Source organism: Marinomonas sp. AWM4_232, assembly GCF_056158325.1.
Genome location: NZ_JBSWTA010000001.1, coordinates 2,300,284 through 2,314,661, shown reverse-complemented (window position 1 = coordinate 2,314,661; position 14,378 = coordinate 2,300,284). Strand labels below are relative to the sequence as shown.

Genomic DNA, 14,378 nt, shown 5'->3' with positions numbered 1-14,378 from the left:
TCTCTATTAACTGAATTCTGAAGTGACGTAAACGTCATCGCCGCACAGCCAACGCGATACTAGCAAAGGCTGTGATGCTGTGTATTATGCGGATTTAGGTTGATAAAGCTCGTTTTCTAAATCATGTACGGCGGCTAGGTAAGACTCTTTATTACCAAAACCTTTTTTAATAATTTCTAATGGGCGACCTAACTCATCAAAGGGTGTGACTTTAAGCACATTGATATTTTCAATTTCACTCACACCTGCATCGGCGTACTTATCGAGCAAGCGGCTAAGCACTTCTTGGGCTACGCCGTCATACTTGGTGAAGTAATTACGCTTTTTGACGTTGTTGGCACGCTCTTGGCGCGTCAAAGGCGGCTGATCATATACGATATGGCAAATCATATCGAACGGATCAAGGTCTTTACCGACTTCTTGCTCTAGGATTTCCCAGATCACGCCCTGCTCTTCCAGCTCATCGATAATGGCTTGCTTTTTATCCGCGCCTTGCCATTTTTTCACAAACTCATCCAAGCTGGTAAATTGCTTAGCGATGGCTTTTCGGGTGTAGTCTTTGAAGGATTCCGTAACCAATTTTCCATCGGTGTCGTAGTACTGAATACGCTCCGCTAGCGTTTTGACTTTGACGCCTTTAACGTGGAATTTGCGTACTTTCTCTTCGTCATTCCAGTCATCATCAGTCAGGTGGTAGTCACTGTTATCTGATGAATCCCAGTGGTCAGATGAATCATTGCCATCATGCTGATAATCGGCTTCTGGCTCCTGTACTGTCTCGAGGTCGATATCGCCTTCTTCAGAAAGGTCCGTTTCAGCCCCTTCATCAATGATATCGTCGAGGGTGTCATCATCTTCAAAGTCCCCTGCTGAAGTGACTTTGACTTGCTCTGGTTCACCATCAAAGCGTGGATCGGCGAACAGTTCGGTGGCTTTTTTGAAGTCTAAAATGGTAAACCACAGCTTACCGTATTTATCGTCGATACGTGTGCCACGGCCAATAATCTGCTTAAACTTGGTCATCGATTGGATACCTTGATCCAGTACCACCAGTTTACAAGTCTTGGCGTCTACACCTGTAGTCATCAGCTCTGACGTGGTGGCGATCACTGGGTACGCTTTCTTGGGATTAATAAAGTTATCCAGTTGCGCTTTACCTATCGCGTCATCACCCGTAATGCGCATCACATATTTTTCGTTTTTGGCGACCTGCTCAGGATTTAAGTTCACCAATGCCTGACGCATACGCTCCGCGTGGTCGATGTCGTTACAGAAGACGATTGTCTTAGCCATCGGGTCGGTGCGCTTCAAATAATTGGTAATGGTTTGCGCCACCAACTGAGTCCGATCATCAATGACAATGGTTCGATCAAAGTCTTTTTGGTTGTAGATACGGTCTTCTATTAAGTGACCGTCTTTATCAACTTGATCTTTGTTGGGACGCCAGCCTTGTACATCGATATCGATATCGACACGAATCACTTTATAAGGCGCAAGGAAGCCATCTTCGATGCCCTGTTTTAGCGAGTAGGTGTAAATCGGATCGCCAAAGTATTCAATGTTGGAGACTTCTTCGGTTTCTTTTGGTGTGGCGGTTAAGCCCACCTGCGTGGCACCGCTGAAATATTCTAGAATTTCACGCCAAGCACTTTCTTCTGAAGCACTACCACGATGACACTCGTCGATAACAATTAAGTCGAAGAAATCAGGATCAACTTGTTTATAGGCTTTTTGTGATTCTTCAGGGCCCGTTAACGCTTGATACAGCGCTAGATGAATCTCATAAGAGGGGTCAACCTTACGATTTTTCACCTTGGTCATGGCTGAGCCAAACGGCTGAAAGTCATTAATAAAGGTCTGATCGACCAAGACATTACGATCCGCTAAGAACAAGATGCGCTTTTTCGCTCGTGCTTTCCATAAACGCCAAATGATCTGAAAGGCGGTATAGGTTTTACCCGTACCAGTTGCCATCACAAGTAAGTTACGGTCTTGCCCTCGGGCAATCGCTTCAACCGTTTTATTGATAGCTTGAAGCTGATAGTAACGCGGAGCTTTGCCTGTGCCATCGTCATGATAGTCTTGCGTCACGATTGGCAACTGATCGGTTTCATAGCCTTTCCATTGCGCGAACTTAAGCCATAGTTGCTCAGGCGTTGGAAAGTCTTCTAACGCGATTTCAGTTTCAATCTGTGTGATATTGGTTTTGTCATGAAGTAAAAAGCCATCGCCATTGGTGGAAAATACAAACGGCACTTCTAACAGCTCAGCGTAGCCAAGGGCTTGTTGCATCCCTTTGCCAATTTCAAACTTATTGGCTTTGGCTTCGATGACCGCTAACGGCATACCCGTTTTGTGATACAGCACGATATCTGCGGCTTTGACTTTTTGGCGAGCAGCCATTTGTCCTCGAACCACCACCTTACCATCTTTCAGTTTCACTTCCTGGCGGATCTGGGTCATATCATCCCAACCAGCACTCTTAATCGCAGGCAGGACGAGTTTGGTGATGATATCGGTTTCGGTAAGCTTGGCTTTGTTAATCCCTTGAGACATGCAAGTAATCCATAACTATATTTAGATAACTTGATAATAACTTACTTTTTAGACCATTCCGATAGAACCAATGTGATGCACAAGAACTAAGTAGCTTATATCAGTTAATGATGATGTGAAAAATCACCTTATTCGCATCATTACATGATTTGAATAGCTAGTTATTTGAGTCAAATTGGGCGGCATATGGATTTGTCGAACTACAAGAGCCTCAGAACCTCAACACTCTCCCTCGTAACACTGCCGATTTCACTTACTTCTTACCTCATTCTGCCAAGACCAATATGACAGTTCTTGGGAAGTACTATTCAAATCCCCTGATACTTTTTTGTACTAGCCATAATTTTCAATATATCACTCAAAAAACGAAGATTAGCCCCTCCTCTTCGTTGAATTACTCCATTCTTCGTTTTTATTGAATTGGAACACCACTAAACTCTGCTCATAAAACAATCAAATACAGCAAAGTCAAAAGAGTATTATTTTGACTACATTTTTAGTCAAATTTCACATATACAAACAAAAAAGTACCAATAGTGGCTATTTGTGTACTAGTGAGTCAATTGAGACTTGTTCTATATTTACCGGGCTTGATTTAAAAGTGTTCAAGCCACTAGGTGCGACAATAAAAAGAAACTTACCCAAATGGGAGAACCTATGAAAAGTCTTACCAAAACAGCCATCGCATGTGCTGTCTCTCTAGCTGCCTTCAATGCATTCGCAGAAACTGAAATTACGATCGCTACCGTTAACAACGGTCACATGATCGAAATGCAAAAACTGACCCCAGAGTTCGAGAAACAATATCCTGACATCAAATTGAAGTGGGTCACACTTGAAGAAGGTGTTTTGCGTCAAAACGTTACTCAAGATATTGCTAACGGCAGTGGCTTGTATGATGTGATGACCATCGGTATGTATGAGGCTCCGATTTGGGGTGAGCGCGGTTGGTTAGAGCCGATTGACACAAGTGGCGACTATGATGTTGAAGATATTCTTCCGTCTATTCGTGGGGGCCTATCTTACAACGACACTATGTATGCAGCGCCATTCTATGGTGAAAGCTCTATGGTTATGTACCGCAAGGACTTAGCTGATAAAGCTGGCGTAACCATCGGTGACCGTGATAGCTGGGAACACATTCGTGATGCTGCGGCAGCTATGAATGATCCTGATAACGGCGTTTACGGTATCTGTCTTCGTGGTAAAGCCGGCTGGGGTGACAATATGGCCTTCCTATCGGCAATGGCGAACTCTTTCGGAGCTCGTTGGTTTGATATGGACTGGAAACCACAGTTGACCAGTGATGAGTGGAAAAACGCGGTTAACTTCTACGTTGACCTGCTAAATGAATACGGACCTCCAGGTGCCAGCGGTAACAGCTTCAATGAAAACTTGGCGCTGTTCAACGAAGGTAAGTGTGGTATGTGGATTGACGCCACAATCGCAGCATCTTTCGTAACGGATCCTAAGCAGTCAAAAGTCGCTGACAAAGTCGCTTTTGCTCAGTCTCCGTTTGCGGTAACTGAAAAAGGTGCAAACTGGCTATGGTCTTGGGCATTGGGCATCCCTGCAGCAACAAAACATGCTGAAGCAGCACAAACGTTCGTTCGCTGGGCAACGTCTAAGGAATACATCAAGTTAGTGGCTGAGCACAATGGTTGGGGCGCTGTTCCAACTGGTACTCGTACATCGACTTATGAAAATCCTGAGTTCACAAAAGCCGCGGTGTTTGCAGAGGCTGAGCTAAAAGCCATCAACTCTGCTAACCCTAATGACAGCACACTAAAACCATCGCCATATGTTGGTGTGCAGTTTGCTGCGATTCCTGAGTTCCAAGCAATTGGTACAACCACTGGCCAAATGGTTTCTGGTGCCTTGTCCGGCAGCATGTCGGTCGATAAAGCGCTAGAGTCTGCAAACCGTTCGGCGGATCGCCAAATGCGTCAGGCTGGTTACTACTAAATAACGTTTTGACGTTATCGCTTGAGAGTAGGGCCTAGCCCTGCTCTCTTGCCTCTTATAAATCGTCGCGAGACGCGCTAAAAGCTAATCACGAGAGAAAATCCCATGAAGCGTTCCATCACTCGCTTGTTAATGGCGCCTTCAGTCATTCTGCTGTTGGTCTGGATGATAGTGCCATTATCAATGACTATCTATTTCTCAACCATCAATTACAACCTGCTCTACCCTGGTCGTAACAACTTTGTTGGTTGGATGAACTTTGAATTCTTTGTAACCGATCCAGGGTTCTGGATAGCCGTTTCTAACACATTGATTTTGTTAGGGTCGGTATTGGTCATCACAGTGGTGCTGGGTGTTGCGCTGTCTGCGTTGATTGATAAACCATTCTTCGGGCGAAACATCGTCCGCGTGTTACTGATCTCACCATTTTTCATCATGCCAACGGTTAACGCCTTGATCTGGAAAAACATGATGATGAACCCGGTGTACGGTATTTTCGCTTGGATTTCGAACTCTTTAGGGCTTGAGCCGATTGATTGGCTGTCCAATTATCCGCTGATGTCCATCATCATTATGGTGAGCTGGCAATGGCTACCCTTCGCTATTCTAGTATTTGTCACAGCATTGCAATCACAAGATACCGAGCAAAAAGAAGCGGCTCAAATGGACGGCGCGAATGGCTGGCATATTTTCCGCTACTTAACGGTTCCTCATCTGGCACGCCCTATCGCTGTCGTTGTCATGATCGAGACCATTTTCCTACTGGCAGTATTTGCTGAAATTTACGTATCGACAGGTGGTGGTCCAGGTTACGACAGTACCAACCTTGCTTACCTGATTTACAACCAAGCCTTGCTTCAATATGACGTCGGTGTTGCTTCAGCTGGTGGTTTATTCGCTGTACTACTCGCCAACATTGTAGCGTTCTTCTTAATCCGCGCTGTCGGCAAAAATCTAACGGTGTAAGGGGACGATCATGACTTTAACGCAACAACGAAAATTAAAAACCATTTTAGTAGGGCTGGCCTCATGGGCAGTTGCTTTGCTGCTGTTCTTCCCGATTTTTTGGATGTTTATCACGTCGTTCAAAACTGAGCTGCAAGCGATCTCTGTACCGCCACAGCTGTTCTTTGAACCAACCTTTGAGAACTTCTCAATTGTTCAGGAGCGTAGTGATTACCTTAAGCATGCTTGGAACTCCGTGGTAACGTCATTTGGTGCCACTATCTTGGCTCTGATCATTGCGATTCCAGCAGCGTACTCCATGGCCTTTTTCCCGGGTAAGAAAACCAAAGACATTCTGCTATGGATGCTGTCCACCAAAATGCTTCCAGCAGTAGGTGTACTGGTGCCTATTTACATCCTATCTCGCGACTACGGTCTGCTGGATTCGAAACTGGGTCTAGTGATTATCTTTACCCTGATGAACCTGCCGATCATTGTCTGGATGCTGTTCTCGTACTTCAAAGATCTACCAAAAGAAATCTTGGAAGCGGCGCGTATGGACGGTGCAACACCTTGGGATGAAATGATTAAGGTTGTGTTGCCTCTTTCTGTTGGCGGTATTGCGTCAACGGGTTTGCTATCCATCGTATTGTGCTGGAATGAAGCATTCTGGTCATTGAACTTAACCGCATCAGAGGCAGCGCCTCTCACAGCAATGATCGCTTCTTACTCAAGCCCTGAAGGCTTGTTCTGGGCGAAATTATCTGCCGCATCCACACTTGCTTGTGCCCCTATCGTGATTTTTGGCTGGTTCTGTCAGAAACAATTGGTACAAGGCCTAACATTCGGCGCAGTGAAATAGTTTATAGGAATAATAAGAATGGCTTACTTAAACATAACTGAATTACAAAAACACTATGACAACTACCACGCACTGCGCGGCATTAACTTAGCCATCGAAGAAGGCGAATTCATTGTCTTCGTTGGTCCGTCTGGTTGTGGTAAATCGACACTACTTCGTACCATTGCAGGCTTAGAATCCAGCACTGGTGGCACCATCAAATTAGATGGCCGCGACATCACCGAGTTGTCGTCTTCTAAGCGCGACTTGGCCATGGTGTTCCAATCTTATGCTTTGTACCCACACATGACTGTGGCCGACAACCTAAGCTTTGCCCTGCGCCTAGCGAAAGAAGAACAAAGCGTAATTGACGAGAAAGTGAAATCGGTTTCAGCCTCACTACAGCTTGATAAGTTGCTAGAACGTAAACCGAAAGAACTGTCCGGCGGTCAGCGCCAACGTGTGGCCATCGGTCGCGCGATTGTGCGCCAACCAAAGGTTTTCCTATTTGACGAGCCTCTGTCCAACCTAGACGCGGCATTACGTGTACAAATGCGTTTAGAGCTAGCACGTCTTCACAAAAAACTTGGCACGACTATGATCTACGTGACCCACGACCAAGTAGAAGCCATGACTTTGGCCGATCGCGTGGTAATCCTGAACGCTGGTCAAATTGAGCAAGTGGGTACTCCACTTGAGTTGTACCGCTCACCAAACAGCCGCTTCGTTGCAGAGTTTATCGGTACACCTAAGATGAACCTGATTGAACTGGACAACGTGGTGCGCGAAGCCGATACACTGCACCTCAAATTACTGAATGCTAGCATCGACTTCCCTGTCGCTAGAACACATGGTCCATTGCCAGACAATGCAATCATGGGGATTCGCCCAGAGCACATGCACATCGTTGAAAGTGACGGCGATGTCATGGGTAAAGTTGAACTGATTGAGCACCTTGGCTCTGAAGCATATACCCACATTCGTTTAGCCAATGATCAAACCATCATCGTGAAAACGTCTGCTCGAACCAACATCAAGGATGGCGAAGAAGTTCAAATTCGCGTAGATCGCGAAGAAATCATTCTATTCAATGAGAACGATCGCGTGTTTTCTGTTGTTGCTGAGGAAGCTGGCCATGAGTAATCAATTACATGCTACGCGTAATGCGGATAAGTTATTGGTGCGCAATTATGATCGCTCAGACATTCAAGCAGGTGTCATACATCTTGGTGTCGGGGCTTTCCACCGAGCACACCAAGCCGTGTACTTTGATCGATTGCTGGAAACACCAGAAGGCAAAAACTGGGGCATCATTGGGGTGAATTTACGCCCCCATGATTCACAAGCATTTAGTCGTTTTGTAGCGCAAAAAGGCGAATACGTTCTAAAGACTATGGATCCTGAAGGCCATACAGAATATGAACATATTCGTGCCATCATCGGACAAATTGACGGGGCTCAGACTCCTGAACTGGTCGATGAAACCATGGCCAGCGAAAACATTAAGTTGATTACATCGACGGTCACGGAAGGCGGTTACTATTTAGATGAAAACCGCCAACTCATGCTGGATCATGAAGCAATCGAAGCCGACATTGCGGGTGGGCGTAATACTATCTACGCCTTCCTTTACGCAGGACTAAAACGTCGTAGCCAAACTTCGAAAGCGAAGATCACTTTGTTATGTTGCGATAATTTGCGTCATAACGGTGAAGTGATGGAAGCAGGTCTGATGCAATTCCTAGCGGCAAAAGGCGATGCTGAACTTGCGGCTTGGGTAGAAGAAAATGTGACTTTCCCTTGTTCCATGGTCGATCGTATTACACCGAAGCCTAGCCCTGTGCATGTGCAAGATGTGCAAGAAACGTTTGGTATAGATGATCAAATGACGGTGATGGGTGAAGACTACCTACAGTGGGTCATTCAAGATCACTTTGCAACAGACAAGCCTGCCCTAGACTTAGTCAATGCACAGTTTGTTGACGATGTCGTAGCATACGAAGAAGCAAAAATTCGCATTCTTAATGCTGGTCATACCAATGTGGTGTACCAAGCGGCATTGAAAGGCATGCAGTTCTTTGATGAGGCCATGCGTGACGAAGAGCTAAGAGATTACTTTGACCGCTTTATCACTGAGGATTCCATCCCCGCGATTGGGGAGTCCATCGTTGATTTGCCGGCCTACCATAAAATCATCGCACGTCGTTTCAGTAACGCTAACATTGGCGATACGGTAGAGCGAATCTGTACCGATGGCTACGCTAAGTTCCCGATCTTTGTGTACCCTTCTTTAGTAGGCTGTTACAAAATTGGACGCACACCAGCGAAAACCCTTCAAGGGATTGCAGCATGGTTTGTCTATGTACAAAAGTCGCGAGCGGGCACGGTGGCAACACCGTATCATGAACCGAACTTAGAAGCGCTTGAGCCATTTACGGATGACCCTCAAGGAATCGCAGCGTTTGTCTCTGATAGTTTTCTTTGGGGAGAAATTCCGACAGAATACCCTACATTCAAAGACGATCTCACAGCAGCGATCAACGCAATGCAATCGCAATACGCTTAGCGACATAGGAAGCGCTGATAGGCCGTAACGCTCATCAGCGCTTCTGAATGTTCTAAGCTGTAACATACAAGCTAGACGACCATGGATTTACGTCTTGCGATACGCCGGAGCAAGCGCTGCAGAGACATTAACCCGTTTGCTATCCGGCAAAATCGAAGTTGGTATAAATATGGCTACTACAATAACAAAAAGGGTCACCCCCGAATATGAACTCGTAGACGATGGCATCGAAACCATTCGCTATTTGGAACATGGCTTCCCTAGTGAGTTAATTCGCTGGCATGCCCACGACGACTATGAGCTGCACTTTATTGTGGCTTCGCAAGGTAAAGTATTTGTCGGCGATTACATCGGCAACTACAAGCCAGGGCAGCTGATTTTAACAGGGCCACGCCTGCCCCATAACTGGATCTGCCAAGACGGTGATACCAATGTGCCTCTGCGCGATATGGTGATTCGCTTTGATCACGAGTCGTTTGAATACGGTGCGAAAATATTCCCTGAGCTAGCCGAAGTTATGCCGATGTTGTTGCGTGCAAAATCAGGCATTGAGTTTTTCGATTTAGATTACGACTTCCTCAAAAGTGTATTTGAGAAGGTCCGTGACTCGTCCGGTTTACAGCGTGTGATCAACGCCCTACCACTGCTACACAAACTTTCCCAGAGCCGTAACTACCGCTTGCTGTCGACGGTCCAGATTGACTTAAAGTCCAGTGAAACACTGCAACGCAAGATCAATACTGTCGTTGACTATGTGTCTAAGAACTATGCCAATGACATTACACTGGCGGATGTGGCCAGTTTAATTGGCATGTCTGACAGCCACTTTTCTCGCTTTTTCAAGAAGGCCACCGGAAACCGTTTCACCGAATTTGTGAATCGCATGCGTATCAGCCGAGCCTGCAACTTACTCACCGAAACCGATCAACAAATTGCCAACATTTGTTTCCAAGTTGGGTTCAATAACGTAGCGAACTTTAACCGTCGTTTTCATGAATTAAAAGGCGTCACACCTAGAGATTTTCGTACCCAATACTACAAACGTATTGAAGGCCAGTAGCTCTCTCATTGTGTTTCCCCCAGTAGTTATAGCCCTACTGAAGGGAAGTTTAGCCGCCACAACCGTGGCGGCTTTTTTAGCACTTACTATACTGTGCTGTAGTACGTAACTGATCCAACGATGCATTGAGTACTTTGGTTTGTTGATATAGCTGACGATAAATCTCGTACTTGGCTTGATAATAGGGTTGAACCGAGTGGTTCGGAGTATGCGTTGCGATAACCTCCGGTAATGGGCAATACGCTTTAATCAGCGACTCCACCTCATGACCTTGTTGCGCCTTTAAACCAATCAGAGCAAGACGCGCCGCACCAAGCCCTGGGCCCACTTCTCCACCGTCACGGTAAGTTAGCGTTTTTGCCAACACGTTCGCGATGATTTGACACCAAAGCTCACTGCGCGCGCCACCACCAATCAATGACAGCTCATCAACAACAGTGCCTGCACTTTCCAGAGCGTTTTGACAGTCCAAAATAGAGAACGCAATGCCCTCTAGTACCGCCAAGGTCATTTCCTCGCGACGAGTGCTATTGACCAAACCATAGAACTGCCCACTTGCTAGAGGGTCATTAATGGGCGTTCGTTCGCCGTTTAAATAAGGCAGAAACACAACGGATGTTTGGGTAATCGAACTATGTTCGAGCTCTTCGAGTAAGTCCGGTACCAGCTTAGACACAAGATTGGCAAACCAAGCCAAAGAGTTTGCCGCACTGAGGGTCACCCCCATTTGATGCCAACGATTAGGTAAGGCATGACAAAACGCGTGTACAGTATTTTCAGGCTTGGCGTTGTGCGCTTCTGACACCGCAAAATAGACTCCAGAAGTACCAAGTGAAACAAAGCCTTGTCCCGGTTCAGTCACCCCCATTCCTACAGCGCCCGCCGCATTGTCTCCGGCTCCCGCTACAACAGGAATAGTATGCAAACCAAGCTGCTTGGCCACCTCATCACTTAAGCAACCAATCACTTGCTGGCCTTCATAAACCGTCGGCATGTTCGCCTTTGTTAGGCCTGTCATGGCAAGTAATTGATCGTCCCATTGACGTGTTTCAGGATTAAGCCATAACGTTCCGGCAGCATCGGAACAATCACTGGTGAATAATCCCGTTAGGCGATATACAAGGTAATCTTTGGGCAGTAAAATCTTATCGATGGCTTGAAAAATGTCTGGCTCATGCTCTTTCAACCAAAGTACTTTTGGCAACGTAAAGCCTGGCATCGCCAAGTTGCCCGAAAGCGCTAGTAACTCAGGATGGGCTTGCATCACTTCGTCACACTGCGCTTTACTGCGACCATCGTTCCACAAAATACAGGGACGCAGAACTTGCCCTTGCCTATCTAATAACGTCGCCCCGTGCATCTGACCGGATAAACCAAGGGCCTCAATACGCGTAAGATTCACTCTCTGAGACAGTTGCTCACATACTTGCCCAACGGCCTCCCACCAATCACTCGGAGCCTGCTCTGACCAAGTTGGATGAGGAGCGCTCACATTCAGTGCTTGGCTGGCTTGTGCAACAACCTGCCCCTCATCATTAATGACCACTCCTTTTAACCCAGACGTACCTAAATCTAACCCTAAGAACATATTTCTTACCTGCTAAATATGATTGCAGTGAATCGTTATTGTTGTGTATTCATCGAGTGTCAGAAGTTGTGACTATTTAGTCAATGGCTGATCAGTAATCTGCTTTTTACGTATCAGTCCAAGACAAAATGCATCAATTTGACGCACTTTTTGCATAGAGGGTGGATTTGCACTCTGGATGCATTGATTTCACTCAATCTTGCCCCACATAATTAAAACAATTCATTTATCGGTTTTTTGAGGTCTTTATGCAGCTCCAGCAGCTTCTCAGTGAAACACTTCCTGCTACCAGCTACGGTCATAGCCAAGACCTAGGTGTGATTTCTGTCCAAGGTCCTGACAGCGTTAAATTGCTACAAGGTCAGACCACAGCTGACTTGAAGCTGGTTAACGAACAAACCAGTGTATTCGGCGCTGTGTGTACACCGAAGGGGCGCATCATTGCCAATTTCTATATTTTGCAGAACGCAGCAGACTCTTTTTTAGTGGTGGTGAAGCGGGATGTGCTCGAAACATTGTTAGCCCATTTGAAAAAGTACGCCGTATTTTTCAAAACGGAGCTTGCCGATGTCAGTACTCAGTACCATGTCAGCTCCTTGTTTGCGCTAACAGACACAGTTGAGCCACAAACACAGTATGAATTGGCAATCCCAACCAGCCACCAAGATGGTTGCAGCCAATTGGTACTGAACAACACCTATTACCAAGAAACACTAACCGTTGCCCCTGCTTCAGAAGAGCTTCCTGATGCGGAAGATCCGGCTGCACATAAAGTAATGGCTTTGTTGGCAGCACGCCCACTGCTCGGCAAAGAGCACCTCGAAGAGATCCTACCGCAATGGATCAATATGCAACGCAACGGCGGCATCAGCTTTACTAAAGGTTGCTATACCGGACAGGAAATCGTTGCCCGTATGAAATACCGTGGCAAGTCGAAAAAGCACTTAGCGCTTGGTACCTGTTCAGGCCCAATGAAGATGGGTGCGGATGTGATGAACGAAGAAGGAAAAGCGATTGGATCAGTCTTTGATGTTGCACCTTTGGCTGACGTACAAGTCGCTCAATTGATCCTAAATGTTGATCAAAACGACGTTGGCAGCGCCACAGTAGAAGGCTACGATATTAATCTACTGCCTCTACCCTATGAGCTGGGCAACTAATTTTTCGAAGTTCAAAAGAGAAGCGCGCTTAGGGTATCCAAGCGCGCTTTTTTTATCTCTCAGGCGACTACTCTGCCGACTGTAAATGGGCACTCCAATCGATTGGCGCTTTACCGATACTTTCAAGGTATTGATTCGCTTTTGAGAAATGCCCACAACCAAAGAAGCCACGGTAAGCAGACAATGGTGATGGATGCACGCTCTCTAAAACACAGTGCTTAGAGCGATCGATATGGCGACCTTTTTTCTGAGCGTAAGAACCCCACAGCATAAATACCACCCCTTGATGGTGCTCGTTGATTAATTGAATCACTTGATCTGTGAAAGTTTCCCAGCCCTTATTCTGGTGTGAGCCAGCTTTTGATGCTTCAACAGTCAATACACTGTTGAGTAAAAGCACACCCTGTCGCGCCCAATTGATCAGGTAACCATGATTGGCAATCGGTATATTTAAGTCAGCTTCTAATTCTTTGTAGATATTGACCAAAGATGGCGGTGTTTTGATACCAGGTTTCACTGAGAACGACAGACCATGGGCTTGGTTTGGACCGTGGTAAGGGTCTTGCCCAAGAATAACCACTTTCACTTGCTCAAAAGGCGTCTCGTTTAGAGCATTGAAGCAATCATTTGAGTGAGGGAAAATCACTTTTCGAGCTTCTTTTTCCTGCACTAAAAATTCACGCAAACGCTGCATGTAGTCTTTGTTAAATTCATCGGCTAAATGTGCCTGCCAGTCGGATGCAAGATTCATAATTACTCAGTTTTAAAATAAGGGTTAAACACAGGGTCATTTAATAGCGCATGATACCACTGCACACCATCCAATTCATGAGTGCCACCCATTACCTGTCTCAGTAACAACCAGACCAACTCACGTAAGACATAGGCCTGACGATAGCATTCGATGCGGTAGCGGTGCTCTTTATCTAACGCACCACCAATAATGATTGAATAAGCCTGCTGGAGTTGTTCGTAATTCAAGTGATGCGCATGAGCCAAAACCCCCAAGTCAAACAAGGGATCGTTCATCGCAGCGCATTCCCAATCAATAAGCCAAGCTCTATTGGACTTGAGAATAACGTTTTTAGGGTTCAAGTCGTTGTGACATAGCACCAATGTATCAGGCCGTGGTGCCTTCGGTAACATGCGATAGAAACGTTGTACTTGCTCTATAGGCGTCAGCATATCCGAATCGCAATGATTCTCTGACAAGGCCTGTAGCCAGCGCTCTAATAACGCATACACACAGTATTCTTGAGAAACGCTTGGTTGTTGATGTAAACGCTGCACCACCTCACAGACGGGCTTTAAGGTTGCGTCTTGATGAGCAACAGCCCAAGAAAAGGTATAGCCCGCTAAAAACTGGCTAACCACGCACGATTGCTGTTGCCAAACGATGTTCGCGGTTAACCCCTGCTGGGCTGCTTGTCGCCAAATATGGAATTCAAGCTCACGGTTTACACCAAATAGATCATCACTTTCTTGCATTAAACGCAGCACCAGCTGAGGCTGATTACACCAACGGATGCAAAAAGTTTGGTTGGAGAACCCTTCCTCCAGAGGCACTAATTCGTATACGCCATCTTTCGGTAAAATGGAGTTCATTTGCTTCAAATACTCAGAAAGTGCATACATTTTCAATCACTTATTGCCAGAGGGGGAAACCGCTGTCAGAATGTCCTTGATACCCATTTGAG

At 46.1% G+C, this 14,378-nt stretch carries 11 protein-coding genes; 7 read left to right on the top strand and 4 right to left on the bottom strand.

Annotation, left to right across the window (positions count from 1 at the left end; translation table 11 throughout):
- Positions 1–84: 84 nt before the first annotated feature.
- Entirely contained in the window at positions 85–2,556 is a 2,472-nt protein-coding gene (hsdR, locus tag ACXAC1_RS11060; protein WP_475061512.1) for an EcoAI/FtnUII family type I restriction enzme subunit R, read from the bottom strand.
- Positions 2,557–3,213: 657 nt separating this feature from the next.
- On the opposite strand from hsdR, the gene ACXAC1_RS11055 reads away from it, so the two are divergent.
- The 6 genes from ACXAC1_RS11055 (at position 3,214) to ACXAC1_RS11030 (ending at position 9,933) form a co-directional block, all read left to right on the top strand.
- Positions 3,214–4,521, top strand: coding sequence for an ABC transporter substrate-binding protein (locus ACXAC1_RS11055; protein WP_475061511.1), 1,308 nt, complete (start codon positions 3,214–3,216; stop codon positions 4,519–4,521).
- Between the two features lie 105 nt (positions 4,522–4,626).
- Positions 4,627–5,487, top strand: a complete 861-nt coding sequence (locus tag ACXAC1_RS11050; RefSeq protein WP_133563616.1) for a carbohydrate ABC transporter permease — start codon at positions 4,627–4,629, stop codon at positions 5,485–5,487.
- Positions 5,488–5,497: 10 nt separating this feature from the next.
- A complete protein-coding gene (locus ACXAC1_RS11045; protein WP_133563618.1) occupies positions 5,498–6,328 on the top strand; it encodes a carbohydrate ABC transporter permease in 831 nt (276 codons plus the stop codon).
- 18 nt (positions 6,329–6,346) lie between these two features.
- The gene (locus ACXAC1_RS11040) at positions 6,347–7,450 is read left to right on the top strand and encodes an ABC transporter ATP-binding protein (protein ID WP_475061510.1); all 1,104 of its coding nucleotides are present in this window, start codon (positions 6,347–6,349) and stop codon (positions 7,448–7,450) included.
- Positions 7,443–8,873, top strand: coding sequence for a mannitol dehydrogenase family protein (locus ACXAC1_RS11035; protein WP_475061509.1), 1,431 nt, complete (start codon positions 7,443–7,445; stop codon positions 8,871–8,873). Before ACXAC1_RS11040 ends, ACXAC1_RS11035 begins: the two co-directional genes overlap by 8 nt.
- A gap of 169 nt (positions 8,874–9,042) precedes the next feature.
- Complete coding sequence (locus tag ACXAC1_RS11030) at positions 9,043–9,933, top strand: cupin domain-containing protein (protein ID WP_475061508.1); 891 nt, start codon at positions 9,043–9,045, stop codon at positions 9,931–9,933.
- Between the two features lie 76 nt (positions 9,934–10,009).
- On the opposite strand, the gene xylB is transcribed toward ACXAC1_RS11030, so the two are convergent.
- Positions 10,010–11,521, bottom strand: a complete 1,512-nt coding sequence (gene xylB / locus ACXAC1_RS11025) for a xylulokinase (protein ID WP_475061507.1) — start codon at positions 11,519–11,521, stop codon at positions 10,010–10,012.
- Between the two features lie 248 nt (positions 11,522–11,769).
- Between xylB and ygfZ the strand changes: the two genes are divergently transcribed.
- On the top strand, positions 11,770–12,681 hold the full coding sequence (ygfZ, locus tag ACXAC1_RS11020; protein ID WP_475061506.1) for a CAF17-like 4Fe-4S cluster assembly/insertion protein YgfZ: 912 nt from the start codon (positions 11,770–11,772) through the stop codon (positions 12,679–12,681).
- Positions 12,682–12,748: 67 nt separating this feature from the next.
- On the opposite strand, the gene ung is transcribed toward ygfZ, so the two are convergent.
- Both ung and ACXAC1_RS11010 read right to left on the bottom strand, forming a co-directional pair.
- Positions 12,749–13,432, bottom strand: a complete 684-nt coding sequence (gene ung / locus ACXAC1_RS11015) for a uracil-DNA glycosylase (protein ID WP_133563628.1) — start codon at positions 13,430–13,432, stop codon at positions 12,749–12,751.
- 2 nt (positions 13,433–13,434) lie between these two features.
- On the bottom strand, positions 13,435–14,316 hold the full coding sequence (locus ACXAC1_RS11010) for a phosphotransferase (RefSeq protein ID WP_475061505.1): 882 nt from the start codon (positions 14,314–14,316) through the stop codon (positions 13,435–13,437).
- Positions 14,317–14,378 lie beyond the last annotated feature (62 nt).